This window comes from Proteiniborus sp. (assembly GCF_040308045.1).
Classification (GTDB): domain Bacteria; phylum Bacillota; class Clostridia; order Tissierellales; family Proteiniboraceae; genus Proteiniborus.
This window is the reverse complement of the sequence record NZ_JAWRHZ010000039.1, coordinates 44,271-70,735: the sequence shown is the minus strand read 5'-3', so window position 1 is coordinate 70,735 and position 26,465 is coordinate 44,271. Positions and strand designations below refer to the sequence as shown.

Annotated in this window: 27 protein-coding genes and 1 pseudogene; 7 read left to right on the top strand and 21 right to left on the bottom strand. The window is 31.8% G+C overall.

The features are described from left to right. Nucleotides 1–775: DDE-type integrase/transposase/recombinase (locus ABV008_RS07765; protein WP_352419252.1), on the top strand; the 775-nt coding region annotated here is incomplete at its 5' end. Nucleotides 776–1,042: 267 nt separating this feature from the next. On the opposite strand, the gene ABV008_RS07760 is transcribed toward ABV008_RS07765, so the two are convergent. The 16 genes from ABV008_RS07760 to ABV008_RS07685 form a co-directional block, all read right to left on the bottom strand. Continuing rightward, nucleotides 1,043–1,657: a flavodoxin family protein gene (locus ABV008_RS07760; RefSeq protein WP_352419251.1), complete on the bottom strand. Its 615-nt coding sequence runs from the start codon at nucleotides 1,655–1,657 to the stop codon at nucleotides 1,043–1,045. 65 nt (nucleotides 1,658–1,722) lie between these two features. Then, nucleotides 1,723–3,225 carry a sodium:solute symporter family transporter gene (locus ABV008_RS07755; RefSeq protein ID WP_352419250.1) on the bottom strand — a complete coding sequence of 501 codons (1,503 nt, stop codon included), beginning with the start codon at nucleotides 3,223–3,225 and terminating at the stop codon, nucleotides 1,723–1,725. Beyond that, nucleotides 3,209–3,679, bottom strand: coding sequence for a hypothetical protein (locus ABV008_RS07750; protein WP_352419249.1), 471 nt, complete (start codon nucleotides 3,677–3,679; stop codon nucleotides 3,209–3,211). The genes ABV008_RS07755 and ABV008_RS07750 overlap by 17 nt, the downstream gene beginning before the upstream one ends. A gap of 758 nt (nucleotides 3,680–4,437) precedes the next feature. Then, nucleotides 4,438–5,028 (bottom strand): TetR/AcrR family transcriptional regulator, encoded by a 591-nt coding sequence (locus tag ABV008_RS07745; protein WP_352419248.1) that lies wholly within the window; start codon nucleotides 5,026–5,028, stop codon nucleotides 4,438–4,440. A 493-nt stretch (nucleotides 5,029–5,521) separates the two neighbouring features. Continuing rightward, complete coding sequence (locus tag ABV008_RS07740) at nucleotides 5,522–6,619, bottom strand: ABC transporter ATP-binding protein (protein WP_352419247.1); 1,098 nt, start codon at nucleotides 6,617–6,619, stop codon at nucleotides 5,522–5,524. Nucleotide 6,620: 1 nt separating this feature from the next. Further along, nucleotides 6,621–7,463: a hypothetical protein gene (locus tag ABV008_RS07735; RefSeq protein WP_352419246.1), complete on the bottom strand. Its 843-nt coding sequence runs from the start codon at nucleotides 7,461–7,463 to the stop codon at nucleotides 6,621–6,623. Further along, complete coding sequence (locus tag ABV008_RS07730) at nucleotides 7,453–8,694, bottom strand: carbohydrate ABC transporter permease (RefSeq protein ID WP_352419245.1); 1,242 nt, start codon at nucleotides 8,692–8,694, stop codon at nucleotides 7,453–7,455. The genes ABV008_RS07735 and ABV008_RS07730 overlap by 11 nt, the downstream gene beginning before the upstream one ends. A 10-nt stretch (nucleotides 8,695–8,704) precedes the next feature. Next, nucleotides 8,705–9,547 (bottom strand): carbohydrate ABC transporter permease, encoded by an 843-nt coding sequence (locus tag ABV008_RS07725; protein ID WP_352419244.1) that lies wholly within the window; start codon nucleotides 9,545–9,547, stop codon nucleotides 8,705–8,707. Further along, nucleotides 9,537–11,309 carry an ABC transporter ATP-binding protein gene (locus ABV008_RS07720; RefSeq protein ID WP_352419243.1) on the bottom strand — a complete coding sequence of 591 codons (1,773 nt, stop codon included), beginning with the start codon at nucleotides 11,307–11,309 and terminating at the stop codon, nucleotides 9,537–9,539. Before ABV008_RS07720 ends, ABV008_RS07725 begins: the two co-directional genes overlap by 11 nt. 106 nt (nucleotides 11,310–11,415) lie before the next feature. Further along, complete coding sequence (locus ABV008_RS07715) at nucleotides 11,416–11,688, bottom strand: CXXX repeat peptide modification system protein (protein WP_352419242.1); 273 nt, start codon at nucleotides 11,686–11,688, stop codon at nucleotides 11,416–11,418. An 87-nt stretch (nucleotides 11,689–11,775) separates the two neighbouring features. Next, nucleotides 11,776–13,290 carry an ABC transporter substrate-binding protein gene (locus ABV008_RS07710; protein WP_352419241.1) on the bottom strand — a complete coding sequence of 505 codons (1,515 nt, stop codon included), beginning with the start codon at nucleotides 13,288–13,290 and terminating at the stop codon, nucleotides 11,776–11,778. Then, nucleotides 13,229–13,498 carry a hypothetical protein gene (locus tag ABV008_RS07705; protein WP_352419240.1) on the bottom strand — a complete coding sequence of 90 codons (270 nt, stop codon included), beginning with the start codon at nucleotides 13,496–13,498 and terminating at the stop codon, nucleotides 13,229–13,231. Before ABV008_RS07705 ends, ABV008_RS07710 begins: the two co-directional genes overlap by 62 nt. Nucleotides 13,499–13,608: 110 nt before the next feature. Further along, nucleotides 13,609–15,915 carry an ABC transporter substrate-binding protein gene (locus ABV008_RS07700; protein WP_352419239.1) on the bottom strand — a complete coding sequence of 769 codons (2,307 nt, stop codon included), beginning with the start codon at nucleotides 15,913–15,915 and terminating at the stop codon, nucleotides 13,609–13,611. 92 nt (nucleotides 15,916–16,007) lie between these two features. After that, nucleotides 16,008–16,292 carry a hypothetical protein gene (locus tag ABV008_RS07695; RefSeq protein WP_352419238.1) on the bottom strand — a complete coding sequence of 95 codons (285 nt, stop codon included), beginning with the start codon at nucleotides 16,290–16,292 and terminating at the stop codon, nucleotides 16,008–16,010. A gap of 116 nt (nucleotides 16,293–16,408) precedes the next feature. Then, nucleotides 16,409–18,592, bottom strand: a complete 2,184-nt coding sequence (locus tag ABV008_RS07690) for a radical SAM peptide maturase, CXXX-repeat target family (protein ID WP_352419237.1) — start codon at nucleotides 18,590–18,592, stop codon at nucleotides 16,409–16,411. A gap of 78 nt (nucleotides 18,593–18,670) precedes the next feature. Next, the gene (locus ABV008_RS07685) at nucleotides 18,671–18,835 is read right to left on the bottom strand and encodes a hypothetical protein (RefSeq protein WP_352419236.1); all 165 of its coding nucleotides are present in this window, start codon (nucleotides 18,833–18,835) and stop codon (nucleotides 18,671–18,673) included. A gap of 109 nt (nucleotides 18,836–18,944) precedes the next feature. On the opposite strand from ABV008_RS07685, the gene ABV008_RS07680 reads away from it, so the two are divergent. Beyond that, nucleotides 18,945–19,889 (top strand): helix-turn-helix domain-containing protein, encoded by a 945-nt coding sequence (locus tag ABV008_RS07680; protein WP_352419235.1) that lies wholly within the window; start codon nucleotides 18,945–18,947, stop codon nucleotides 19,887–19,889. Nucleotides 19,890–20,056: 167 nt separating this feature from the next. Here the strand turns inward: ABV008_RS07680 and ABV008_RS07675 are convergent, their stop codons facing one another. From ABV008_RS07675 to ABV008_RS07655, 4 genes and pseudogenes are all read right to left on the bottom strand, one after another. Further along, a complete protein-coding gene (locus ABV008_RS07675; RefSeq protein WP_352419234.1) occupies nucleotides 20,057–20,407 on the bottom strand; it encodes a hypothetical protein in 351 nt (116 codons plus the stop codon). Continuing rightward, a complete protein-coding gene (locus ABV008_RS07670; RefSeq protein ID WP_352419233.1) occupies nucleotides 20,404–20,565 on the bottom strand; it encodes a hypothetical protein in 162 nt (53 codons plus the stop codon). The genes ABV008_RS07675 and ABV008_RS07670 overlap by 4 nt, the downstream gene beginning before the upstream one ends. Before the next feature lie 55 nt (nucleotides 20,566–20,620). Then, a pseudogene (locus tag ABV008_RS16295) lies at nucleotides 20,621–20,981 on the bottom strand (YfcC family protein); the annotation flags it as partial. Nucleotides 20,982–21,262: 281 nt separating this feature from the next. Next, nucleotides 21,263–21,790, bottom strand: coding sequence for a hypothetical protein (locus ABV008_RS07655; protein ID WP_352419230.1), 528 nt, complete (start codon nucleotides 21,788–21,790; stop codon nucleotides 21,263–21,265). Nucleotides 21,791–22,006: 216 nt separating this feature from the next. Between ABV008_RS07655 and ABV008_RS07650 the strand changes: the two genes are divergently transcribed. After that, on the top strand, nucleotides 22,007–22,498 hold the full coding sequence (locus ABV008_RS07650) for a metallophosphoesterase family protein (RefSeq protein WP_352419229.1): 492 nt from the start codon (nucleotides 22,007–22,009) through the stop codon (nucleotides 22,496–22,498). A 116-nt stretch (nucleotides 22,499–22,614) separates the two neighbouring features. On the opposite strand, the gene ABV008_RS07645 is transcribed toward ABV008_RS07650, so the two are convergent. Continuing rightward, the gene (locus ABV008_RS07645) at nucleotides 22,615–23,673 is read right to left on the bottom strand and encodes a hypothetical protein (RefSeq protein ID WP_352419228.1); all 1,059 of its coding nucleotides are present in this window, start codon (nucleotides 23,671–23,673) and stop codon (nucleotides 22,615–22,617) included. A 222-nt stretch (nucleotides 23,674–23,895) separates the two neighbouring features. Between ABV008_RS07645 and ABV008_RS07640 the strand changes: the two genes are divergently transcribed. The 4 genes from ABV008_RS07640 to ABV008_RS07625 all read left to right on the top strand — a co-directional run bounded on the left by ABV008_RS07640 (nucleotide 23,896) and on the right by ABV008_RS07625 (nucleotide 26,365). Further along, nucleotides 23,896–24,267 carry a GntR family transcriptional regulator gene (locus ABV008_RS07640; RefSeq protein ID WP_352419227.1) on the top strand — a complete coding sequence of 124 codons (372 nt, stop codon included), beginning with the start codon at nucleotides 23,896–23,898 and terminating at the stop codon, nucleotides 24,265–24,267. Continuing rightward, entirely contained in the window at nucleotides 24,264–24,962 is a 699-nt protein-coding gene (locus tag ABV008_RS07635) for an ABC transporter ATP-binding protein (protein WP_352419255.1), read from the top strand. Before ABV008_RS07640 ends, ABV008_RS07635 begins: the two co-directional genes overlap by 4 nt. After that, nucleotides 24,956–25,741 carry a hypothetical protein gene (locus tag ABV008_RS07630; protein ID WP_352419226.1) on the top strand — a complete coding sequence of 262 codons (786 nt, stop codon included), beginning with the start codon at nucleotides 24,956–24,958 and terminating at the stop codon, nucleotides 25,739–25,741. Before ABV008_RS07635 ends, ABV008_RS07630 begins: the two co-directional genes overlap by 7 nt. Before the next feature lie 90 nt (nucleotides 25,742–25,831). Then, nucleotides 25,832–26,365 carry a nitroreductase family protein gene (locus tag ABV008_RS07625; RefSeq protein ID WP_352419225.1) on the top strand — a complete coding sequence of 178 codons (534 nt, stop codon included), beginning with the start codon at nucleotides 25,832–25,834 and terminating at the stop codon, nucleotides 26,363–26,365. The last annotated feature ends 100 nt before the right edge of the window (nucleotides 26,366–26,465 follow it).

Below are 26,465 nucleotides of genomic sequence, written 5' to 3'. Positions count from 1 at the left end.
TAAAATTTATGCTTCTAATCATGTTCTTGGCCTTGTTCTAACCTATTATGTTAATTATGGTCTTAGTGCTAGAAAAACTGCTGCTATCATGAAGGATATTCACCAGGTTGATATTTCTCATCAAACTGTTCTTAATTATGCCAATACTGTAAGTATCATTACTAAGCCTTTTGTAGATTTCTACCCTTACGAGCTTTCTGGCTCTGTTTGTGGTGATGAAACTTACATCAGGGTTAATGGTAAATGGCATTATATTTTCTTTTTCTTTGACGCTGTTAAGAAGATTATTCTTTCTTATCATATATCTCCTAATCGTGATACTCCTTCTGCTATTGTAGCATTAGATGATGTTTTAACTAAGTTTAAGGCTATCCCTGAGAAGCTTAATATCATTGTTGATGGTAATCCTATTTATCTCCTTGCTCAGCATTTCTTTGCTGGTAAGAATATTTTCTTTGATGTCTCTCAGGTTATTGGTCTTACTAATGATGATCCTGTTTCTAAAGAGCTTCGTCCTTTGAAGCAGATTATTGAAAGACTTAATCGTACTTTTAAAGGTAATTACAGGTCTTCTCACGGGTTTGGTGCTCAGCATGGTTCTGTTACTTTTGTTACGCTCTTTGCTGTTTACTTTAACTTTTTAAGACCCCATGCAGCACTTGAAGCTAAAGTTCCAGTTGTTATTCCTGAACTTGAATCCTTACCAAATATGCCAGCTAGGTGGATTAAATTAATACAACTTTCTGAAAAACTTGTATCTTCATACTCTCAGTAGTCTTGTTTTTAGATTTTCTGAGCCCAGATAAGCTAGCCACCAAAGGCTTGCCCTTGATAAAAATGTTTAAGAAAATGCTATAATGAACATTTCAAGGGCTTATTTGTGTTGCCTTGTTTTTGAGTTCCCTTCGCCCTTGTTACTTTTACTTAAGCATTTTCTTATTTTTGTCAAGGGTGGCGGGAGAACCTACTCAAAATTTGCTTTAAAAACACTATTTTTTGACCATTATTTTTTCATAGAACTTTTTACATTACCTGTTTATTCTTATTTTTTAAGTTGTTTAATAATATGAGTTATGTTATCAGCTAAATGCTGCATAATAATAATTCCTTCTTCATCTTTATTGGCGTCTATTCCACCACCAGTTCCTGCAACACCAACATTCCAATAATGTGAACTAGCTATAATGAAGTCATTTACTGTCATCCAAAGTAACATTTGTGCAAAAGCAAAATTCTGTCCTGCTCTCCTAGCTACAGTTATTGGTGCAGCAACCTTCCCTGAAAAAGCTGTACCATTCCATTTATATGACTCATTATCCTTCTTCATGTCATTAGCTTTCCATCTACCTAAGAAAGATGCCCTGTCTAATAAAGCTTTTAATTTTGGGGTAATTGATGAGTTATATACTGGTGAACCAAGTATAATACCATCTGCTTCAATCATTTTATTAAAAATTTCTTGAAAATCATCTTTAATTGCACAATCTTTAGCTTCAACACAGTTATAGCATCCTTCACATTGTGCTATGTTCTTATCTCTTAGTCTTATCAATTCAGTTTCAATACCATAATTTTTAATTTGATTTAAAGTAAATTGAATATAAAATTCTGTATTGCCTTCCAATCTTGGACTTCCACAGATACCAATAACTTTCATCTAACCATCCCTCCTATAGAAGGTTCGGCTCAAGAAATCGTTTTCTTAAGCTGAACGCTAAAACTTTATAGATCAATAACAGCTTCTATACGCTTATCAAGTTCTTCCTTAGTAAACAATGAAACAAATACTGTGACTACTATTGCTGCTGCAACAACAGTTACATACCAAGGTAATCCTCCAGGCCAATTAAATCCTGTGCTAGAAAGTATCAGAGAACCAACATTCAAAACTAAAGCTACAGCTAGACCACTAAGCACACCTTTGCTTGTAGCCTTTTTCCATAATAACCCTACTATGAAAACTGGGAAGGTTGCAGACATCAAAGTTCCCCAGCCAAATGTACCTAAAATAGCAACCATTTCTGAACTAGTTAAAGCAAAAATAATTGAAAGAATACCTAATACTATCATTGTTACCCTTGATATATTTATTTGTTTTTTAGGATCTACTTTAATACCAAATGCATCTGGTAAATCTCTTGAAAGTATAGTAGAACTCATTGATAGAAACATACTTGCTGATGACATAGCTGCCGCTAAAATTGCAGCATATACAAATAACTGTGCATATACTCCTATGTAGTCAGCAACAGCAAATATTGCTTGATCCCCATTTGATAATGGTGGTATAAGACCCTTACCAACTAAATAAAGCGCTTCATATCCAACCACAACAGCAAAGAAACCAACTACCATATGAGTTACTGTGGCAATCGCTCCTGATTTTGGCATTTGAGTTGGATCGTTTATTCCATACATTCTAACTAAAACCTGTGGTTGCCCTACACAACCTAGTATAGGAATTAGCATCCATGCCATTGCCATAGTACCAGGAGCAAATCCATATGCATTCATTGAATCAGGAATAAAAGTCTTGGTTAATTCTCCACTGGTAACTGTTCCAGCATTACTTACAACTTCGATAACTGGTCCAAAACCTTTGGTAATTGCAAAGAATGAAATAAGTAATACCAAAGAAGCTACTACCATTACAAAGCCTTGAAATGCCTGTGTAAGAGCTCCTCCTACTTCTCCACTAAGTACCATGTAGAGAGTTAATATTCCAAAAATTACAAACCCTGCAACCATTGGACTCCAACCTAATAAGTGACCAAATAAAACTGAGCAAGCATCAATCTGTGCAGCAAGATAGGCAATACTCCCCACAAATAATACTATACTTAACAAGATCTTAATAGCTTTGTTATTATTAAACCTTAAGTCGGAAATATCTCCTAAACTTGCTATAGGCCCTAATTCCGCCATACCTCTAATCTTCTTTCCTATAACCATAAAAGACAAAGCAAATGCTGCTGAAGATAACATCCAAAATGTCATTGAATTGCCTAAGGCATATACTATACCTGGAATGCCTACGATAGCAAATGCACTAGCAATCCCCGACATTGCTGAAAGGCCAACAGTAACTGGTCCAAGAAGTCCTGTTCCACCAAAAAACGACTGAACATTAGTAATCTTTCTTTTTGCCCACCAACCTATTAAAAAAGATACTGCTATCATTCCAAACGAGAATGCAATAATAAGAAATTTAGTTCCTGCTGTCACTATATTCTCCCCCTCTCTCCTCGTTTAACTTCTTAATATTATCCTTAAATTCTTCCCATTCTTTTTTTGTTAGCCATTCATCTGCCAAAACCCTATATCCAACACTTATAGTAAGAACGCCTCCTATAAAATATAATATTATAGTCCATGCAAATGAAGGATGAAAACCTAAAATAGTAAAATCAGGCATTCTTCCAGCAAACATGTCAGCATGATACTTTGACAATCCAAAGCTTAATGCCCATACTATAAACCAAGATAAAATTGGATAGACAAATAATTTTTTACTTAATATTCCTTTCTTAGCGCTTCCTAACATCATGTGTATCCCAATAATAATTAGTGACAAAAACATAGATGGAAACCAGATTCCTTTCCAACCCATTAGAACAATAAGTACCCATAAGATAGCCATTAATATCATAAAGAAAGTAGTTTTACCATTTAAATTCATTATCCAACCCTCCTTTAATTTATAAAAAACTATTTACAACTTATTCATCCTTTGTTTCTTAACTAATTACATTTATTATTTAGCTTCACCTCCTTATGTTTATGGTTTAATGCATAAATAAAGATAAATTTTAATAACCCTTGTTATATTTGAATCATCTATATACATTTACATTTATATGCGTTCTATAATTAACTGTATATAATCTATTTTTTGTATTTTCAGAAAATTCGAGATAATTATTTGTATCTATTTGTATTCTCTTTAAAGCTTATCTTATAATTTGGCAAACGTTTTCTCTATTAATATAAAACCTGAATCACCTTTCATATTTAACGTAACATAATCTTTATTATATGTCAAGTATAATTTTTAAAAAAATTTAATTCTAAAACGTAAATTACTTTCGATACAAATTTCTTCAAGGAAAAAAATTTTTTACATACTAAATAATGGGAAAGTATTGAATTTAACTAATCTGAGGAGATTTACAATTTATAAAATCATAAGAAGGGAAGAAAATAAATGTTTGAAACTATCTGTTTAGAAAAGCAATTAGGATATTAGGTCTAAAAATAAAAACTTTTACTAACGTTGTAGTAATGTAATTTTTCTATGGGAATCTCTCCCTTGTGGTTTAGTAGTCAAATAGAGGTTCCCATTTTTATACTTTTTCCAAATTTTATTTATACCTTAGAGTTAAATTAATTTCTATAAAATACTAATAAAAACTATTAGATAAAAGGATATATAAAATATTATCTAAAAATTCCATGCTTAAGTATTTTCATAATATTTTCTACTACTTCATCAGTAACAGGCTTATTATCAAAGATTATCCACTTAAGGCTAATGAAGTTTGCTATACCAATAAGACAATATGAAAGTGTTTCAAGATCTATATCTATTATTTCTTTATTTTGTTGGGCTTTTTTCAATCCTACTATGTAGCGATTTGAAAAGTTTTCATAATAATCCTGAAAAATACTATAGTCAACAAATTGTGCTTCCCAGATTATTTTAAATAAGCCACGGTGTTCACTAACAAAATCAAAAAAAGTTTTCATACCTGTATATTCTATTTCATATCTTGTTTTACAATCTTTCGAAGCGATAGCGATTTTTTTTCTTAAATTATAATTTAAATCATGAATTAGATATTGAAAAACCGTTAATTTATCTTTAAAATATATGTAAATTGTTCCAGGTGCTACTCCTGCTTTATTAGCAATATCATTAATACTTGTATTGTAATAACCTTTTTCACTAAACAGCTGTTCTGCGGATTTGCAAATTTTATCTAGTGTTTCTTGCCCTCGTTCAGTTTTTGGTAGATTAACTTTCGACATATTAGTCACTCCTAGGATATAGTTTTATATTTAATAATTTGATATTTAATAATACTAATTATAACAATAAAATTATAGATTAACAAGTAACCGAGCTCAGTTTAAACTATTAAAGCTGTTAGTATGTTTTTTCCTGTTATGTGATAACCAAAGCAAAGCTCTTTCTGCTTTTCATCAACTGATATTTCAAAAAGTATGTCCAGAGGGGAAAAACTTTGCGTCTTTCCATTTATCCATAAATAACCTCTCTATAAAAATCTGATATATTTTTTCTTAATTATATTTATAACGGAGTATTACAAGGCTTTTATATATAATGTTCTAACCCATATATAAATACCTAAGATTTCTTTCTTATTTTACATTATAGTTTAAAGAAATACAAACAATAATACGGAAATATTAAATAGTTATCTAAGCCAAATTCATAAGATTAAATAGGTACATAATTTTAGCTATAAATCAACGTACCAATTCCTAAGATTTTCGTTTTTTACAGCTTTCCTATTAGCTTATGATCAGTTTTATCAAATAGATAAAGTTTGCTTTCATCTATAAAAATTTTAATTTTATCTCCTGCTTTTTTATTAACCTCATAAGGTACTCTTACAGTTAGTTTCTCATGACTAACTTGAACATGAATATGAGTTTCTGCTCCCATATGCTCAACAACATCTATTGTTCCCTCAAGCTCTATATAGTTTTTAACTGGTTCAATATGAATATGTTCGGGTCTGATACCTAAAATCATCTCACCTTGTGACCCCTTCATGTCTAATAGAAGCTTTGAGTTCTTAATTTCTAGTTTTTCTCCACCAAATTTTATATAAGCATTTTCATCTTCTACTGATATCTTAGCATCTATAAAATTCATTTGAGGTGTTCCTATAAATCCTGCAACAAAAGTATTTACAGGATTGTCGTAAATCTCCATAGGACTTGCAGCTTGCTGTATCAGTCCGTCCTTCATGACTACAATCCTAGTTCCCATAGTCATGGCTTCTGTTTGGTCATGAGTTACATATATAAATGTAGTGGCTAGCTCTTTGTGAAGCTTAATTATCTCTGCTCTCATCTGTACTCTTAATTTAGCATCTAGATTTGATAATGGCTCGTCCATTAAGAATACATTGGGATTTCTTACAATTGCTCTCCCTAAAGCTACTCTTTGCTGTTGACCTCCTGATAGTGCCTTTGGCTTTCTATTTAGCAATTCTTCAATTTTGATTAGTTCTGCTACAGAGCTAATCTTTAAATCAATTTCTTTCTTTGGTACCTTCCTAAGCTTTAATCCTATAGCCATATTTTCATAAACTGTCATATGAGGATAGAGAGCGTAGTTTTGAAATACCATAGCTATATCTCTATCCTTTGGCACGACATCATTAACCTTTTTTTCATCTATAAATAATTCGCCATCAGTAATAGCTTCAAGACCTGCAACCATTCTAAGAACTGTGGATTTACCACAGCCAGAAGGGCCAACTAATACTATAAATTCTTTATCTTCTATCTCAAGATTAAAGTCTTTTACTGCAAGTACATTTCCTGGATATACTTTTTTTATGTTTTTAAACACTACTTTTCCCACATCAATCCCTTCCTCTCAGTAGCTCATTATTGAACGCTCTTATAGTAACTAATAATGTAATTGTTCCTAATATAAAGATTCCCAGACTAAGTAATTTTACTTTATTTAAAGTACTATCAAAAAGACACCCATAACTACTTAAACCCATTTTTGTAGCATTGCTTAAGTTTTGATAAAATTTAAAATCAAAAATATCATTAGCTGGTAAGTACTTTCCAGGGATATTGAATTGAAATTTTATAATCCATTGCAACAGGAATATTCCTCCAAACATCAATACTACTAGTTTAATAGCTTCTTCAAGAATTTCACTTATCCTTAACTTTATCACCTCTTTTATGTAATGTATTTTGAGCTCTTCCTTTACATGATTTTTTATGATTTTTACCTTTCTTATGAAGATTATCACTAATAGTACAAATAACAAAGAAGCTATAAATAGCTTAGTCCCCTTATGCCACTCTGCTAGAACCCTATTATTATTGGAATAATCCCTTATGTTTAATGTGTCCTCATCTATATAGGGAATCTTAATCTTTAAATAATCTATAAACTTATCTTTAAAAAACTCATCTTCATTATTTGCAATCTTTTGTATGGAGATAATAAAAGCATTATTATTTGAGTTGTTTTCCATTTCTTCATATGCTACAGTATATTTCTCAGTGATATACTCTTCTTCTGCTAGTATAGCTGATAAAATCTCACTTTCCTTATGGAAGTATAACTCCAATCGTTCTGGATTCAAAGTAAACTCATCTATTATGCTTTTTTGGAAGAAGAACATAGCTGAAAGTATGAGTATAAACCCTGCTATCAGTGCAATCCTCTGCTTAATCCCCATAATCAGCACCTCCATCATTCAATACCCTTACAATCATTCCATCTATAATAGGCTTTGTAGACCTTTCAATAATATGAGCATCTTTAGAAAAACCTCCTTGAATCGCTACCTCTATTCCATTAGTTTCAACTATAGTTACTACCATTTTCACGGCTTCATCTCTTTGACGTCGTGACTTCTCTGTCATGATAGTATATATGACCTGATCCTTACCGTCCGTATGAATACAGGAAGCAGGCACAATATATGTATAATATCCCAATGACTCACTTGTAGGCTCACTTGGAATAGATTTTAAGTCTCCGCTCCTTATATGTACTATCTCTACTTTAGGTGTCATGATATAGCTAATCTTTTGAGTAAATAATGTACATATTCCCATGATAATCATGAAAACAACTATTATCTTAGAAATAGTTTGCTTGTTTGTTCGTACCTTTTCTTTTTTGTCTACGTCCTCTACGCTGATGCCACCTGTAAGACTTATACCATGGACTAAATCATCATAAGAAAACTGATATAAAAGAATAGGTAATATGCTAAATAGAGTCCCACAAGCAAAGGCTATGTTTCTAAATCTTTTACTGGCATTTAATATAACAGATAATGGCATATCAACTGCGTCTTTAATAAAGACTAGTGGTTGTTCAACCATAGACCAGTAATTTATAAAAATCAGAACAGTAAGGGCAAAAATAATTGATTTACAAATCGGTGCTATTATCTGCAAAAAGAGTCTGAACTCACCAAACCCATCTATTCTGCCCGCATCAAGTATTTCCTTATTTATCCCTCTCATATGCTGTGCCATCAGTATAGTCCCAAATGTGGAGAATATATTAGGTATTATCACTGCCATAGGACTGTCCATTATATTCAGTGTTTTTAAGGTAAGATGTTGAGCTACCATCGTGGCTTGAAAAGGCATAAGCATAAGTACAATATAAAGCCAATATAAAACACCTTTTCCCTTAAAGTTAAACCTGCTAAATCCATAGGCACTTAAGAGCGATAATGGTATATTGATACCAATAATCACAAATGTATATATGATAGAGTTCCAAAACCCTTTAAAGAAATCTTCTGTCTGAAATAGTGCTAGTCCATATTGTACAAGCGAAAAGCTTCCATCTATACCTTTAAAGGAGTAAAATATCATAATCATCATGGGAAGTATACATATTAAAGAAAAGATATAAATAAATGAATTTTTGATTATTTTTCTAGTCATGCTATACCTCCTAATGGTCCAAATTCTTCTCTTGGAATCTTAAAAAAGCTATTATAAGTATTGATATTCCCATAACAAGTATAAAAGCAGCTGTACTTAATCTCTGATAATTTAGCTTATAAAAGTTGTTATTCATAAAGTATTGTAGCAAGTACACTGTATTCGGTGGTGCATCTCCGTATAACGCATAAACCTCACGAAACATTAAAAACGAATTAACTATGCTCAATATAACGACAAAAAATATAATTGGAGCTATTAATGGAACTACTATTCTAAAAGCATATTGTAAGCTAGAACTAGAATCCATCTGAAATGCTTCTTTGTACTCTTTACCCAAAGATGAGATTGCCCCTGTGAAAATAACCATCATATAGCCAGTGTTTTTGATTATAAAAATCAATATTAGGATTTTCATGGCATTATCCTCACCATAAAAAGAAATTGGCTGTCTATTAAAAAAGTCTAGTACTTTATTTGCCATACCACTATTCCCAAATATAACTTCCCAGCCCATAAGAGCCGAGGCAACAGGGACTATCATCGGAGATAGCATAGCCCATCTAGGAAATCGATACAATTTCCCTGCCATCATAAGGCTTAAAAATAATGAAAGAATAGTCAAAATAGGAACCCCTATAAGAATAAATTTTAGGGTATTCTTTGTTGCCAGTATAAAAGCAGGGTTTTTAAAAAGCTCACTAAAATTTTCAAGTGCAACAAATTGAACTTCGGTTATTCCCTTGGTAAAGGTATAATATAAGCTCAGGAAAAATGGCACCACGTAAAATACTAAAACTCCTATTAGCCCAGGAAGAATAAAATACCATCCGTAGCTCCTTTTATTCTCCAATCGCTTCAACTCCTCTCAAATTCATACTTACTTCTTTATTCTCAAATAGCTCTTTGTATATATAGTTATTCTTAAGTAAATACTCATGATTTCCACTGTCTGCTACTATACCATCTGCAAAAACAAATATTTTGTCGCTATCTATGATAGATGATATCTTGTGACTTATAAATATAATTATAGATTTTTTACTATATTCCTTCATTATTTTCATAACATCTTTTTCAGCTTTACCATCAAGATTTGCTGTGATTTCATCAAAGATATATATTGGCGTTCCTCTAAGCAATGCTCTAGCTATACTAAGCTTTTGTTTTTGTCCGCTTGACAGTGCAGAACCACCTTCACCTATAGTTGTGCTATATCCATCTGGCAAGGTTTTAATAAAGTCATCTAGTCCGACTCTCCTGCACATATCCTCTATATCTTCTTCCTTTAAGGATTCATCTGCCAATCTTACATTATTTATAATCGTATCATTAAAGAAAAATTCCTCTTTTTGGACATAGGTTATATACCTTCTGATAAAGTCATATGAAAGATGAGAATAGTCTACTCCATTTATGTAAATATTCCCCTTTTTTACATCATATAGTTTTACCAATAGTTTTGCAAATGTACTTTTACCACATCCATTTGAACCTACAATACTATATAAGCCAAATCTATCAATGAAAATATCCATACTGTTTAGAATATTTTCTTTTTCATCTTCATATGAGAATGTTATATCTGTACATTCCAAAGTAAAATTATTTGGCTTTTCAAAGTTTGATTTACTATCTATTTCAGAATCTTCATCCATTACTTTTAAAATCCTATTTAAAGATACAGTAATCTCCTGTAAGCTGATATTTATACCAAATACTTGTGATATAGATGAAAACAGCTTATTTATATAGGTATTAAAAGATACCATCAATCCTACTGTTAACATTCCTTCATTTATCAATACAGCTGACAAATATATTATATATAAGGATGAAATTACAGTGATTAAACTATTGATTAATTGCATGCCATTTCCCAAGTATATAGAGTTTTTCAAGAGTTCAAATTCTTTGTTAATGAAGCCTTTGTACTTATCATTCATTTTATTTTCTAACTGAAAACTTTTAATTCCCGTATTGTTTGAGAAGACTTCATTTTGAAAACTAAAATACTTATCCCCAAATTTTTTCCTCTTTTCAGCCAGCTCTTTGAAATGCCTCCTAGCAAAATATGTAACTAAAAAAGTTGTAGGTATATAAAATATTGCTACAGAGGATAGACGAATGGAGATAGTCATCACAAAATACACAGAGACTATTATATTGACTACTATATGGAGGATACTTGTAATTAGATTGATTCCAAATGAAACTATGCTATCAGTATCTCCGCTTAGACGAGAAATCAACTCTCCAACCTCATATTTACTATATTCACAAGTCCTCAATCTTATCATCTTGTCAAATAATTCTGTTTGTGCATTTTTGGATAGCTTGAAATTAACTACTTGTCCTACATAACCCTCAACCATACTCAATAAATTTGTAAACAATGTTATAAGGAAATAAGCCATGATAAGTTTAATCAGCAAATCTATATCTCCTGATGTAATGCTGTCTAGCATTTTACCATATAAATATGGGCTAATATTTGCCACTAAGGACCCCACAAATATTAACCCTATAATTATAATCAAATATTTCTTTCCTGTATAAATATATCTTTTAAAAAACCAATTCAATTTTTCTTTGTCAGTTTTATTTACATCCATGTTAGAATCACATCCTAAATATCATTTAAGTAGTGATAAATATATTAGATTTGCCTAACTTAAGTTTAAGTTAGGCAAATTATTATTAATAAGTAAGATATATTGTCTATGCCTCAATTATATTAATCATTATTTTCTTTGTTTCAAAATCTAACCACCAGTTCTTGCCTTCCCAATTATACTTCTTTGCCATCTTGTCCCACCAAGTATTAAACACATGAACTGTCTTCCCATAGTCTTTTATTAGTTTGTCATAAAGCTTCTGGTTGTCTGCATCAATTATTTTAGTAAGGTTTTCAAGTGCTATCTTCTTTTCAAACAAATCTTCTATTTCCTTAAATTCCTCGTCATTTAATTGCCATACTTCTTTAGTCATCATTTTATCCTTCCTTTCTCTTTATTGAATTATAGTTATTCTATAACAACTGAGTTAATATTTTCTCTTTGAATTGTTAGCTATTTTTCCTTATTCATTCAGCCTAATCATTATACTCTCCTCTGCCTTTTTAAGTGCTTCGTCAAGGGTCACTTCATCATCCATATATAGTTTGATAGCATCTATAAGGTCTTGTCTCATATAACCCATATCATATAGATAATTAATCTTTTGAGAATTCTCTATTGTTGATTTATTGTACTTGTCTACATTATCTCCTGAATACCCGTGCATCCAAAAAGCATACCCTATCATTCTATCTACACCTTTTTGACTAATCGGTGTTCCTGATCTCTCTTTTGAAACAAGAAACTGAATATCCTCCGTAAGTAAAAAACTTAAAAACTTCCATGCATTTTCTTTTCTCTCTGAACGGTTATTTATTGAAAACATTCTCTTACTATATCCGATTCTATTGTCGTTCTTCTCTCCTGTAAAACTTGGTATCATTCTACTCTTATGTTTTTCGTTATAACTATCAAAGTTTCCTAGTACATCTGAATAAAACCGATTTCCAATAAATACTCTAGTTAGCAATGAGCCCTGTAGTCTATCTATAAGATCAGGTTCTCCTATAAGTAAAAAATTCTTACTTTTAGAGCATTCCTTAAATTTTATCAAAAGATCTTTAAACCATTGCTGATTTAAATCCATTTCCTTAGTTTCCAGATTAATTAGATCTGGCATATTTTCTATGATTAAATTATATCCCAACATATCCCATACAGTTTCTTCTTCTATAGGGCAAGTAAATAAATGTCTATCTGGTACTTTCTCTTCTATTACCTTTGCAATATCTAATACTTCTGACCAAGATATATTATCAAAATCTATATTAAGTTCCAGTTCTTTTTCTAGCTCTTCGTTTAACTCATATTGATAAAATACATAGCTAATAGGTAAGGCTCGTATGGCATTATTTATCTTGATCCCATTTAAAACACCCTTATTTAGATACTGATAATTCTTATCTTTTACAATTAAATCTGTTAAATCCATAAAGGCATCAGTTCTTAAAAGAGCTTGATAGCCAAGACCTGCTCCTCCTGTTTGAACTATATCTCCTACATCTCCAGAAATGATATCAAGTGTCAATTTTGCTCCGTATTCTTCCTTATTTTCAAGAAATGCTTCATAGGTATTATAGGCATAGTTGTATTCTATATGCTCTTCGGGATATTTAATCTCATAGAGTTTTATAGCTTCTTCCAGAAAATCATACCTGTAAGGAGCTGTAAGAGTAATAGTTGTTTCTCTTTTTGGCCTTTCTCCTTCTTCCTTTGTATATAAATAATAAGAAAAACTTGAAGCAAAATCTTGCGTTTCAAAATCTCTAGGTATCAATGAACAATAAATTTCTTCATCTTTTCCAACTATAAAATCGTGTACATTATAATCATCTAAAAGATATGTTGCATATTTTCTAAAATCAAATATTGATTTTAGAAACTCACCATTATTGGCATCAAATGCATTAATCATTTTAGGATCTGGTACTACAGAGCCAAATCCATATATGTAATTTCCATCTGTCTTCTTCTTCAAGGAAATCTTCAACATAATAAAAAGCATCAGTTGCAGCATCTGAATCTTTATTTAACCCAGTGTTTAGTTCCTCGTTAGACTTGATATTTGACTCTTTTCCTTCATTGTTCTTAATAAGAAAAATACCAATTACAATTATAGCTATTAGTATTATGGATAGTATAATTACTCTATTCTTCTGATTCCTCATATCTTCACCTAATTTCAATTAGTCATTATCTTCTTTTTACCTCACTAGCTGTAATGGATGCATAGCTTACCCAACTTGCTTTTACAAGTTTTGTCAACCTTCCTTTTCCTTTATATTTTTTGGCACTCCTACTCATTCAGCCTAATCATCACATTTTCTTCTGCTTTTTTAAGTGCTTCATCAAGTGTCATTTTATCTTCCATATACAAGCCTATAGGGTCTGAAATATCTAATCTAAGGTAGCCCATATTGTATAGATAGTCTATTTTATGAGAGTTTTCTATCATAGCTTTGTTATACCGCTCTCTATTGCTTTTGTAGCTGTCTGTATTGCTGTCCATAGAACGCATACTAATACCATCTTCTATCATTCTATCGACTCCTTTTTCACTGATAGGCATTCCTGTGTTCTCTTTTGATGCAATTAACTGAATATCTTCTGTGAGCAAAAAGCTTAAATATTTCCATGCATTTTCTTTTCTCTCTGAACGGTTATTTATTGAATACATCCTTATACTATAACCAATTCTGTTATTGTTTTTTTCTCCGATAAAGTCTGGTATCATTCGACTTTTATTAGTCTTGTTATATTCATTAAATTCATATACTTTACCTTCATAAGAAATATCTCGACTCATTGTTAAAGCTAGCAAAGAGCCATATAGTTTGTCAAACCGACTAAATTCAACATCATTAAGTACAAAATTTTTGCTTTTGCTGCATTCCTTAAATTTTATCAAAAGGTCTTTAAACCATTGTTGGTTTAAATTTACTTCTTTAGTTTCTAGGTTAATAAGATCTGGCATATTGGCTATAAGTATAGATTCCCCAAAATCTTCCCAAAGATTTTCTATGTCCACTATGCCCAAGCGTGTAAATAAGTGTCTATCTGGAGCTTTCTCTTCTATTACTTTTACAAGGTCTAACACTTCCGACCAAGATATATTTTCAAAATCTATACTAAGCCCCAATTGTTTTTCTAGCTCTTCGTTTAATTCATATTGATAGAACAGATAGTTAATGGGTAGTCCTCTTATGGCATTATTTATCTTGATAGCATTTAATACATCTTTGTTTAAAAATTCATAATTTTTATCCTTTTGTAGTAAATCTGTTAGATCCATAAACACATCTGTTCTAAAAAGATTGTGATATGCTAATCCTGTACCTCCTGTTTGAATGATATCTCCTATATCTCCTGATATGATATCAAGAGTTAGTTTATCACCGTATTCTTTGCTATTTTCACGAAATGCCTCATAGGTATTGTATGCGTAGCTGTATTCTATATGCTCATCAGGATATTTTAGCTCATATCGTTTAATAGCTTCTGCCATGAAGTCATTTCTATATGGAGCAGTAATGGTAAGAGTGGTTTCTCTTTTTGGTCTTTCTCCTTCTTTTTTTGTGTATAGGTAATAATGATTTCTAATATCGCTCATTTTAAATTCTTGCTCGTCTAGTATTTTAGTTTCTAGCCAGCAATAAATCTCTTCATCTTTTCCTACTATAAAATCATTAAACCAATAATCATCCAAAAGATATGTAGAATCTTTACCAAATTCAAATATTGATCTCTTAAAGCCACCGTCCTTGGCAGAGAAAATATGTATCTTTTCGTCAAATCCATATATAAGCTCGCCATCCTCTGAAAAACGTATAGGCTCTAGCTTATAAGACGTATTTCTGAATATTTCAGTACCTGTTTCTGAATCAATCATAAAAAATCCACTATAAGGAAAGGATTCAGAACTCCAAGTTGTATATATGCAATGATCTTTATTATCTACATCAAAGCTTGTTACATTTTCATACGAATTCTTTAAATCTCCTGTCTTAGTAAATATTTGGAGTATAGGTTGAGTATTTGTGCTAGATAATAGATATATGTAATCATTAGTAACTTTCATATCTTCAACTTGAATATAGGAATCATGGTTAATATTCCCTTTGAATTTCTTTATTTCTATACTCTCTTTTTTATTTCCATCAAAATCGAAGGAGCTAACTATTACTTTCTTGCTATCAGCATCGTATTTCACATTCCAAAAGCCTTCTTCATTAATAATCCACTCTCCTTTCCACTCAATTCCATCGGGAATCTTATGAATGTTTTCTCCAGTTTTTATATTTTTAAAATATCCATCTTTATATTTAACTATTTCCCCATTATATTTAAATAGCTTATCAAAGACATCACCATCAAGTAACGATTCTCCTACAAACTCCTCTACATAATAAAATTTATCTGTTTCTTTTTTTTCATTTCCTTTATTTTCTTTTACAACGTCAAGTTCTTTGTTCAATACGATATTTGATTCTTTATCGTTGTTTTTCTTAACAAGAAAAATACCAGTTGCAATTATGGTTATTAGTACTATAGATAATAAAATTATTCTATTCTTATTATTTCTCATATCTTCACCTAATTTCAATTAGTTATTATCTTCTTTTTGCCTCACTAGCTGTAATGGATGCATAGCTTGTTCAACTTACTTTCACAAGCTAGGCAAGCTCCATTCAGCAATTATAGGAGATTGTTCATTGCATCAATTCCATCTCCATTTCTACATTTCTCTGCACAAGTATAAGAACAACCATAGGCACAGTTGCTAAAACAACCAGTTTCGCATGTATCTGAACAATCCCGTCTACAAATACCCTCACAGCTGGTTTTACAAGTTACGGCACAATTTTTTTCGCAACCGTCTCCACACCCTCCTACGCAATCTCCTGAACATTCTGAACATAGCCCCATAGTTCCGATAGGGTTGTTCATAATACTTTTCTTGATCTTGCTGTTGTATGACATAAGCTCTCCTCCTAATTATATTATTTTTTTGTGAAGCCTTTTCAGACATATCACCAATTCTATATCTCCTTTCCAACTTTTTCTTTAGTCTCCCCTGGTCTTTATCTCCTTATTTTTTATCGCTTGTATTTGTAATACCCTGTAAATTCATTATTGCTCTTGAAAAATTCAACTATTGGGTCTAGGAAATCATTTGTTTTTATGTCTGAATCGTTTTTACCAGATATCACTTCACAGCCCTTTAGTTTATCTTTCAAATCTAAGGCAACTGCTCTTTCTATATGGCTTTTCCTACATTGGAATGATGGTGAAACATTGTACTCTTTTGTGTTCTCTCTGTTGATATAAACACAATTCTTGCATTGGTAAGCATCACAGTTTCTGCATAGATTGCTGTTTTCAATTTTATGTAAACGTGCACCGTATTCCTTTATTATGCCTTCTTTGATATCTCCGATAAAGCTATCTTCATTGTTTGAATACTCTGCACAGCAAGTATATACTCTTCCTGTTGGAGATAATACAAATGTGTTTTCTCCCGCTTGACAGTTATCATGTTTGTCTAAAAGAAGTATATCTGTTAGCAGGTTTATCTCTTTCAATATTCCTTCTTCTTTCCATATATTTATAACTTTGTCTCTTATCATCTCCATTTGCAGTCTGTATTCCTCTTCGTCAAAATGCCTGTCTAGTTCTGTTATGTTTACATTGATTCTGTTTGAGAACTCTATTAATTCATCTATTGCTTTGCCTAGCTCTTTTATTTCATCTGCTTTTACGTTCAGTATTACATTGTCTATAAATGTTTTTTCTTTCCAAACATCTTCTATAGTATATACTGGTAATATTCTCTTGAATCCTTGTTTTTTTGCTTGATTATAACATCTTATGGGGATTATATGAAGTATGTCGTAGGATGTGTATTCTTCTCTGGTTTTTAGGGTTTGTCCATTTTCTCCATGTACAAATATAGGTGTCATGAAGTTCTCTTGTGCATAATTTAATCCTTCTAGGATTACTTTGCTATCCATTTCTTTGTCAAATGTATTTTGATTTTCGTAACTGCAATAGGCAGTATAATTATCTGATAGTAAAAAGTACAGTGATTTCTTATTTGTCTTGTTGTTTTCTCTTTCTATGTCGTATATGTTATATAGCTTTGAGAAAAAGTAGTTGTTTGCTCTAACTCTTGCTTTGTGCATATTGCATATATATTTAGCTCTGTGGAAGTTTGTAGGTATCGGTGCATCATCATAGTTGAAGCCCTGACAAAATCCACAGCCTGTTGCTATTTCACAATTTAGGCATTCTGAATCACTTTGTAGTCTGTTGGTGGATAGTACAAATGGTCTTACCTTTTCCATGTCTATTCCATTTTGTATATCTCCTACTGACCATTCTTCATGATTGTTTAATGAGTAACCATAGTATCTGATACATGGATAGATTTTCCCACTTGGTGATAGTGCTATCATTTTACCTGCTCCGCAATAGGTCTTATCCATATCTTCATATTCATAGGGATACCCTATGGCTTCATCAAAGAATGAGCAATAGTAACCTTTGTCATATAGTTTATTGTCTATTACATAGTCTGCTAACTTTTTAAGCTGTTGCTCTAGTATCTTATCATCTCCATCTTTCCAAACATTTTCAAAGACAACGTTGGCACTGACTTCTTTTATGCCTCTATTCCATAAGTATAATATACTATCGTATAGTAAAGGTAAGTCATCGCTTGCAAATGTCACTTTAGTTGAGCCTCTGAATTGGCTTAACCATAGGTCTATGTTTTTATTGATTTTATCAAATGAGCCTGAACCGTCTGGAAAAATCCTTTGCAAATCGTGTTTTTCCTTAGTCCCATCTACTGATATGGTTACTGATATCTTATTGTAATTCTTTTTGATAAGATTCTGAACTTCTGGACATGAGTAATTAACTCCATTGGTACAGATACTTATCCTATAGTTCCAATACCAGTCGTGATCTAGTTCAAATGCCTTCATCTTAAAATAATCCGCTATTCTATCTATAAGCTTAGCTTCTATCAATGGTTCTCCGCCTATGAATTCTAAGATAACAGCTTCTGAGTATCTCATCTCATCAGTTGTAAGCAAGAGATCTATGAAAGCTTTAGCTGTATCAAAGTCCATTTTGTTGTCAGACTTCTTGTGCGTTATGTAACAATATTTGCATCTCAAGTTACAATCGTCTGTTACTACAAGTGTAACTGTCTGGGCTCTGTCTGCATGCCAACTGCCGACTTGTTTTCCAAAGGTATAATTGTTATTGTTCATTTTGCTCCCCCTTCGTTTGTTTTCAAATAGACAAACTTATGCTTTTTATCCACTTTCCGATAAAGCTACAAAATGATATTAGTAAGGTCCTACATCATTTGAAATATGACTAGAATCATCTTCACATGGTGTTACATAATCATCCTCTTCACAAAAACCAGTTCCACTAAACACACTTAAAATAACTAGTACGCCTATTATCAACATTTTAATTATTTTAACATTATTCCTCTTTTTCCTCATCCCAAGTCCCCCTGACTAAATTTAGAAACTTTTAAATACTTTTACAAATATGTTATACTAAAAGCATAAATAAGTATACCCGATTGAAATCGGGGAAGGGGGATAACAAATGTTTGAATCATATGATTTAAAACAATTCGGGGAAAAAATAAAGAACCTGCGCACCTCTCTAGGTTTTTCGCAGGCGATGGTGTCTAAGGAAACTGGTATTAATATTGATACTATTCATAATATAGAAAATGGTTATTCTATTCCTCGGTATGATACACTTGTTCAACTAAGTCTTTGCTACAAGACAGACCTACATAAAATACTAGCAAGCTATCAAAGATGTAATTTATTATTTGATTTTTACAAGAAGCTTGACTATTTAATAAACTATGGCAAATTTGAAGAAATAAAAAATTTGCATGAATGTTTTTTATCTGAATTAAGTAAAAGTAATGATTTGCGATTAATCACTGTAGTTGAATTGGAGCAGATCAACTGTTTAATATTGGCTGTAAGCTCTAGGTATAAAAAGGAAATCAATTCTGCTTTAGAAACTATACGTTACGCATTTAATTTGACAATCCCAGAATTCACATATGAAAGATATGCTGATTTTAGATACTCTTCTCTTGAAATTCGCTTACTTGTAGTTGCTGCAGCATGTCTAGGAGACATAAGAAAATGTTCATTGAGCATAAGTATTTCCGAATTCATCATAAGCCTAATTGACATCGACTTGTTCAGTGATAAGTCTGAGGATTCATATGTGATTAAATCTCTTGCAAACATCTCATATAATTATCACAGATTGGACAATCATGAAAAAGCACTGGAATATGCTAAAAAAGGAATTGACTTGTCCCTAGAGAAAGGACTTTTGGATATGCTTCATTTTCTATTCTTAAGACTAGCAGTTGCACAATTAAGACTTGGTATTAGTGAATATATGGATTCTTTTAAAAAGTGCTTGTATGTTCTAAAAATCGGGGGGGATCAAGCACATTATGATCATATGGTTGAAATTATTAGGAGCAGATATTCTCTTAATTTTACCGAGCTATAAACAAAACCTAAATTATATAAGAATTAATGTAGATAGATTTTTGAAGTAATATCAAGTAATATTAAGGAAGATTTTCAATGAGCCAAAATTTTAAGCTTGATAATCATGGGAACAGTTTTCTTGATTATGCAAGTTTAAAAAACTGCCCCCTATAGTTTTTAACTATATTATTCTTTTTGACGATCTGGGAATACATTTCTAACAACATATTTATGGAATACCCATTCTCCTATTCCCAAAACTACTGCAGATACCAATGCATCAGCAAATGATATCTCTCTAATGTTCCATATAAATTCATATCCCCCAATATTATGACCATAGTCTATCATGACTCTTACATTTTCTAGTTCAAAAATATTAAATCTGCCAGGATTCATATTAATATCAGATTTAAAGGTTCTTAATCCTTCTCTAATAACTTCTAGTGATGTACCTAATCCATATAAAGCGCTAGCTACTGTAAGTACATTTTCTATGCATAGTGCCTTCTTTCCCTCTTTGATATGGTTAGTCAAAATTTCATTTTCATGAATTTTGAAAACAAAATTAAGTTCCCACTTGCTACCTCAAGTACTGCAATGTCTATTTTTTCTTTAGAGCTCAATACGTTTCTTGCACTTATTGGACCTGTATTATCTCCCTCTAATATACATTTATCATTCTTGAACTCCATTTTTTACAGCTCATAGAAAGTTAATCATGTCATCCTGTGAGCAGGTGAAGATTCTCTACACCAATGTTTGTAAAACAAGCATAATGATTAAGAAAACTCCTATTATCCCCATCAGTGGAAGTATAAACTTTAACCACTTGTTATATGTTACATCTACCATCTCAAGAGTTGCTAGAATTAATCCTGTTGGAGTGATAAAGGCCATCCAGCCCTGACCCCAGTTATAAGCAGTAACTACAACAGCTCTTGATATACCAACTGTATCTGCCAAGGGTGCCATTAATCGGCATAGATAGTGTAGCTAGCCCAGATGAAGAGGGAACAAAAAATCCCAAGAAGCTAAATAGTATCATTTGGACTGCTGCAAAAATACCTCTATTCATATTCCCGACAACTGATGAAGAGCCCATATATATAGCTGCTATACAAACCATTGCATCATATCTACTTGCTAAAAAATAAAGGCATTAGAAAAGGTACTGATTTCTCCCTTATGGTTTTCTACCAATAATACATTCTGCTCAGCATCATAAGACAATTTTGAATAGTGTCCTGCTGGTACTATATAGGTTAAAATGACTGCTAGGATTAGAATGATAACAGGTATGATAAAATAAAAACATAAAACCTACATAATAGTAAATTCCCTTAGGTTATATGTCTAAGGAAATTTAAATTTATTTATGTTATTTTCTATTTATTTTTGGTCTTTATATCCTTCTCTTATTACTTTATATTCGCCGGTTTCTGTATTCAAATCATAGATACTAAAATTAGTTCTCATATCAATACCTTCAAGATGAGTCGCTAAGTTGATAGATGCTGAGCCATCATCTCCACTTATGATCCTATGAAATACATAGGTTGGCCAAGTTAATATAGCTCCACCTTCACAAACTATTTCCCCATTGTGTTCAATATAATCTGGTGTTACTACAAATTTTTCAATCCTTCCATGCTCTTGTGTATATAATTCAACATATCTCCTTCCATGAAGCACAAATAAATTGTCCTCCTGATATGGATGCATATACCATGGACGTTCAACATCTCCTACTGCGCCAGGTGATACTGCGTTGTTTTTATGTAATACTCTATCTATGCCATCAATTTTAGGTATCATTGATTTAACCATAATATCAAAAGCAACTCCCTCGGTTCTTCGGAACTCCTTAAGTTTAATTATTTTGTAAAAGTTCTTTACTTCCTTAATTACATGATCCATTAGAATCCTCCTTATTAATTTTTTGACTCTGTATAATATCTATGAGTTCTTATACCCTTTATATTACTAATTAATTATTAAAAGTAATTTTTGACTATTTTTTATTTTTTATTTTTTAGTTTTATGATTTGTGTTAGATTAAGGGCTTTTGGATACTATAAGTTATGATGGAAAGATAAATCATTAATAACAACTAACAGGTGAAAGGTATAAATAATGAAAATAGGTATTATCTCTGATACTCATATAAAAAAGAATACTAGTAATTTAGCAGCCCTACTAAATACTCACTTTAAAGAAGTAGATCTCATTATTCATGCAGGGGACTATATATCTGCTGATGCAATAGAAATATTAAAGGACTACAAGAACTTTGTAGGAGTTTGGGGAAATGTCGATGAGTCTGAAATAAAGACTCTAATAAACGAAAATGAAATAATTACGATAGATGGCTATAAAATTGGGATTTTTCATGGACACGGCACTGGTAGCTCTACTTTTGATAGAGCTTATGATAGATTTAAGGAAGATAAAGTAGATATTATTATATTCGGACATAGCCATCAGCCTCTAGCTAAGACTAAAAACGGAGTACTGATATTAAATCCAGGTTCCTTAACAAGAAAACGCCGCGAAAGATGGTTTTCATATATTATTTTAGAACTACATGAAGGAAGTTTTGATTTGCAATTTAGATTCTTTTCATGACATTAAATATAACTATTAAGTAATATTTGTAAGCTCTTGGGTCAGGCTTTAACAATTTCATAACTAGTTATGAAATTATAAAAGCCTGACCACTATATATCCCTAACAACCTATATCTATTTGAAGTATGCTACAGCTTGATTTATTGTTTTAGGTTCTAACTCAACTACAACTGGACCATTTAGGAATATCTGAGCATTTGTTGTCCTGTCTTTTAGCATAATAAAATGACTGCAAAGAATTCTATTATCTGTTTTTATCATGTTCATTGGATCATAGCCAATTATCTGGAATTCCCCTTGTACGTATTCTCTATCTGCATTGAAAAAATCTTCGAATTTAGCTCTTTTCCTTTCGAAATATTTATTAGCCATTTCTTCTATGAGGTTAGCATCTTCTATTTCTACTGTAGCAGTTTTGTCAAAATTGGCACTTACAATTTCAAATACAGAGGAATTGCAATTACCTATTTGATGGTAAAATGAAATCCCTACTTCTGATACAATTACTAGAAGTACTGCACCACTAAAATATGATATTCTCCTTGTATCAAAAAACAGTTCACTTTCCGTAGATAAATAGCTTATGTATTCTTCCATACGTGCATTATATTTTTCAGTGGAGATTTGCTTAAGTGCCATTATCCCTACATACTCTGCCATTCCTTCGGCTGTTTCCGAAAGATATTCACATCTTATTATATCTCCTATGATTGCCTCTCTCCTACTACGGATAGATACAAACTGGGTTAGAAGCCTTTTCTTTTTTGCTTTATCCTTTTCTAGATATGCAGCTGCAAGAATTTTGTTTTCAGCATATTTTAATTTGAAATTCTCTATATCTGATGGATAGTCAAGTGTTCGTAAATCCTGTGGCCATCTGCTTTCTTTTAATTCGTATTGGTAGGCATGAAACATCTCATGTACAATGCATGCCGCCAAGACTTCGATATCTTCCTTGTCTGGATTTTCTACATTCCATATAGCTAGATATTGTCCTTCATAATTAATTGCAGTATTACCTATAAAGCGGTTATCATAAGAAATCACCTTATCTTTTAGAAATACCTCTTTATCATTGTATAGTGCAAAATCATAGAAATGGAAGCCCTCCCATAGCTCATTAAAGTTTACTCTACTGAGCAAATTACTAAGTTTTGCATATAGTTTTCTCATTATTCACATTCTCCCCCTTCTATTTCATAATAATAAAGCTCATCAATCCCCTACTTTGACTTTTTTCTTATTTCCATCCTATTTTATACATTTTCATATGTCAACATGTTAAATTATTTTATAATTTTACCATATTTCCTATTGCAATTTCAAAATATCTATTGTATTATTGTATTAAGCGCTTAATACAATAATACAGCTTGAGTGAGAAGGAGTGATGAAATGCAATGGAATATTGACTCTGAACGACCAGTTTATATTCAGCTAATTGAACAGATTCAGGCAGGGATTATTTCGGGTTACTATAACCTTGGAGATAAGCTTCCATCAGTCAGAGAATTGGCAACTGAAGCTGGTGTCAACCCTAATACTATGCAAAGGGCACTAGCTGAACTAGAGCAAACTGGATTAGTTTACACTAATCGAACCAGTGGCAGATATATAACCTCAGATATAGAAGTAATAAAAAAATTAAAGAAGCAATCAGCCAAAAATATCATTGTAGATTTTATAGAAAAGATGAAACAGCTTGGTTACGAAGAAGATGAAATCTTAGAATGTGTAACAAAAATATTAGAGGAGATGAGAAAATGAATCCTATTATAGAGTGTAAATCATTAACAAAAAAATATTCAGGATTTACTGCTCTTTCTGAAGTGAATTTAACATTAGAAAGAGGGCGTATTATCGGGCTATTAGGTCCAAATGGTAGTGGAAAAACAACTTTGCTTAAATTAATAAATGGACTATTAGTTCCTGATAACGGAAGCATACAAATTGCAGGTAAAAAGCCTGGAGTAGAAACTAAAAAAGTAGTATCATATTTACCCGAAAAAACCTACCTAGCTGATTGGATGAAGGTTACTCAAGTCATTGAATTTTTCCAGGACTTCTATGATAACTTTAATCCTAAAAAAGCCTATGATATGTTGATTGATTTAAAAATCGACCCAGAAAGACGATTAAAAACATTGTCAAAGGGAACAAAAGAGAAGGTTCAATTGATATTAGTGATGAGTAGAGAAGCAGATTTGTATTGCCTTGATGAACCTATAGGTGGAGTGGATCCTGCATCAAGAGATTATATCTTAAATACTATTATTAACAATTACAACGAAAATGCAACTGTTCTTATTTCAACGCATCTAATTGCAGATATTGAAAAGGTATTAGATGAGGTTATATTTCTTAAGGATGGCTCTGTAACCCTACATTCCTCTGTAGACGATGTGAGGGTAAGAGAAAACAAATCAATTGATTCACTATTTAGGGAGGTGTTCAGATGCTAAGTAATTTAATAAAGCACGAGTTTAAAGCTACTTCAAGAATATTAGTTCCCTTATATATAGTTCTGATATGTATATCAATTATAAATCGTTTTTTATTCCAATCTGGAATTAATGAAGGAGTTTTCGCTTTTTTCACTGGATTCCTGATGATTACTCAAATATTGCTTATTGTGGCAATCCTAATAACAACGGTCCTGTTTATGGTTATTAGATTCTATAAAAACCTCCTAAGTGATGAAGGATATTTGATGTTTACATTGCCAGTAAATACTCATCAATTAATTATATCTAAGCTTTTAGTTACAATAATATGGATATTTGTTAGCATAATAGCTATATTGTCATCTCTTTATATTGTTTTCGCTACCTCAGGTAGTATCGGTTTAATTATTAGAGAAATACAGAGAGCTTTTGCAGAATTAAAAACTAGCTTCGGTGGAAACTCAGTACTATTAATTATAGAATTAATTCTTATGCTACTATTAAGTGCAGTTACAAATATGCTAATGATTTACAGTTCTATTGCAATAGGTCAGCTGTTTAGTAAGCACAGGATTGTTGCATCCTTTGTATCCTATGTGGTTATTTATAACATTATGCAGCTAATTATGGTCTTAGTTCTAGTTATTCTAAGCTATATTCTATCTGGCAATTTAAATTTCGCGGCTATAGTGCCTCAGGTAATATTCCCAGTTATCATCATAATTACTTCACTGACATGTGTAGCCTTTTATATAACAACATATTGCATCTTTGAAAGGAAATTAAACCTAGAGTAAAAAGTAGACTCCCTCTGTCCTATGTTAGATGACAGAGGGAGTTGCGTTTTATATTTAACGATGTATAATAATATTGAAGGAGGAATTGATATGGAATTTACTAAAACGATAAAGATGAGAAGATCAACAAGAGGCTATAAGCCAGAACAAGTTACAAATGAAGAATTAAGCAAAGTATTATTTGCAGCTAATGCTGCACCTGTTGGAAATGGAATGTATGAAAATGTTCACCTTACAGTTGTACAAAATGCTGAACTATTACATAAAATGGTAAAATCTACAGCAGAGGTTTCTAATAACCCAGATGCTAATCCATTCTATGGAGCGCCAACTGTTATTATTGTTTCATGCAAAGTAACTGACCCTGCTAAAATAGGTAGTGCATATGCAAATGCAGGATGCATTATCGAAAACATGAGTCTTGCAGCTACTGACGCTGGTCTAGGAAGTGTTTATCTACTTGGTTTTATAAGAGCAGGTGCCATTAATGATAGCTTAAAGAAAGAATTAGGAATTCCTGAAGACTTTAATCCAGTTTCTGGTATGACACTTGGCTATCCAACTGAAGAGCTTGTGGAAAGAAATATACCTACAGATAGAATTGCAACAAATTATATTAAATAACCTAAAAACTCCATCCAAATAAGAGAGCTCAAGTTCTTATTTGGATGGAGTTTCTTATTGTATCTAAAACACACTTAAAGACAAATGGATTTCTCGTGTC

Excerpts from the sequence above, each read along its gene's own strand:
- ABV008_RS07745 (WP_352419248.1), bottom strand. The coding sequence starts at position 5,028 with ATGTCGAAAGTTAATCTACCAAAAACTGAACGAGGGCAAGAAACACTA.
- ABV008_RS07640 (WP_352419227.1), top strand. The coding sequence starts at position 23,896 with ATGCAATGGAATATTGACTCTGAACGACCAGTTTATATTCAGCTAATT.
- ABV008_RS07730 (WP_352419245.1), bottom strand. The coding sequence starts at position 8,694 with ATGACTAGAAAAATAATCAAAAATTCATTTATTTATATCTTTTCTTTA.
- ABV008_RS07760 (WP_352419251.1), bottom strand. The coding sequence starts at position 1,657 with ATGAAAGTTATTGGTATCTGTGGAAGTCCAAGATTGGAAGGCAATACA.
- ABV008_RS07655 (WP_352419230.1), bottom strand. The coding sequence starts at position 21,790 with ATGGATCATGTAATTAAGGAAGTAAAGAACTTTTACAAAATAATTAAA.
- ABV008_RS07685 (WP_352419236.1), bottom strand. The coding sequence starts at position 18,835 with ATGAGGAAAAAGAGGAATAATGTTAAAATAATTAAAATGTTGATAATA.
- ABV008_RS07670 (WP_352419233.1), bottom strand. The coding sequence starts at position 20,565 with ATGGAGTTCAAGAATGATAAATGTATATTAGAGGGAGATAATACAGGT.
- ABV008_RS07635 (WP_352419255.1), top strand. The coding sequence starts at position 24,264 with ATGAATCCTATTATAGAGTGTAAATCATTAACAAAAAAATATTCAGGA.
- ABV008_RS07650 (WP_352419229.1), top strand. The coding sequence starts at position 22,007 with ATGAAAATAGGTATTATCTCTGATACTCATATAAAAAAGAATACTAGT.
- ABV008_RS07735 (WP_352419246.1), bottom strand. The coding sequence starts at position 7,463 with ATGGGGATTAAGCAGAGGATTGCACTGATAGCAGGGTTTATACTCATA.
- ABV008_RS07715 (WP_352419242.1), bottom strand. The coding sequence starts at position 11,688 with ATGATGACTAAAGAAGTATGGCAATTAAATGACGAGGAATTTAAGGAA.
- ABV008_RS07750 (WP_352419249.1), bottom strand. The coding sequence starts at position 3,679 with ATGAATTTAAATGGTAAAACTACTTTCTTTATGATATTAATGGCTATC.
- ABV008_RS07680 (WP_352419235.1), top strand. The coding sequence starts at position 18,945 with ATGTTTGAATCATATGATTTAAAACAATTCGGGGAAAAAATAAAGAAC.
- ABV008_RS07690 (WP_352419237.1), bottom strand. The coding sequence starts at position 18,592 with ATGAACAATAACAATTATACCTTTGGAAAACAAGTCGGCAGTTGGCAT.
- ABV008_RS07695 (WP_352419238.1), bottom strand. The coding sequence starts at position 16,292 with ATGTCATACAACAGCAAGATCAAGAAAAGTATTATGAACAACCCTATC.
- ABV008_RS07720 (WP_352419243.1), bottom strand. The coding sequence starts at position 11,309 with ATGGATGTAAATAAAACTGACAAAGAAAAATTGAATTGGTTTTTTAAA.
- ABV008_RS07630 (WP_352419226.1), top strand. The coding sequence starts at position 24,956 with ATGCTAAGTAATTTAATAAAGCACGAGTTTAAAGCTACTTCAAGAATA.
- ABV008_RS07625 (WP_352419225.1), top strand. The coding sequence starts at position 25,832 with ATGGAATTTACTAAAACGATAAAGATGAGAAGATCAACAAGAGGCTAT.
- ABV008_RS07645 (WP_352419228.1), bottom strand. The coding sequence starts at position 23,673 with ATGAGAAAACTATATGCAAAACTTAGTAATTTGCTCAGTAGAGTAAAC.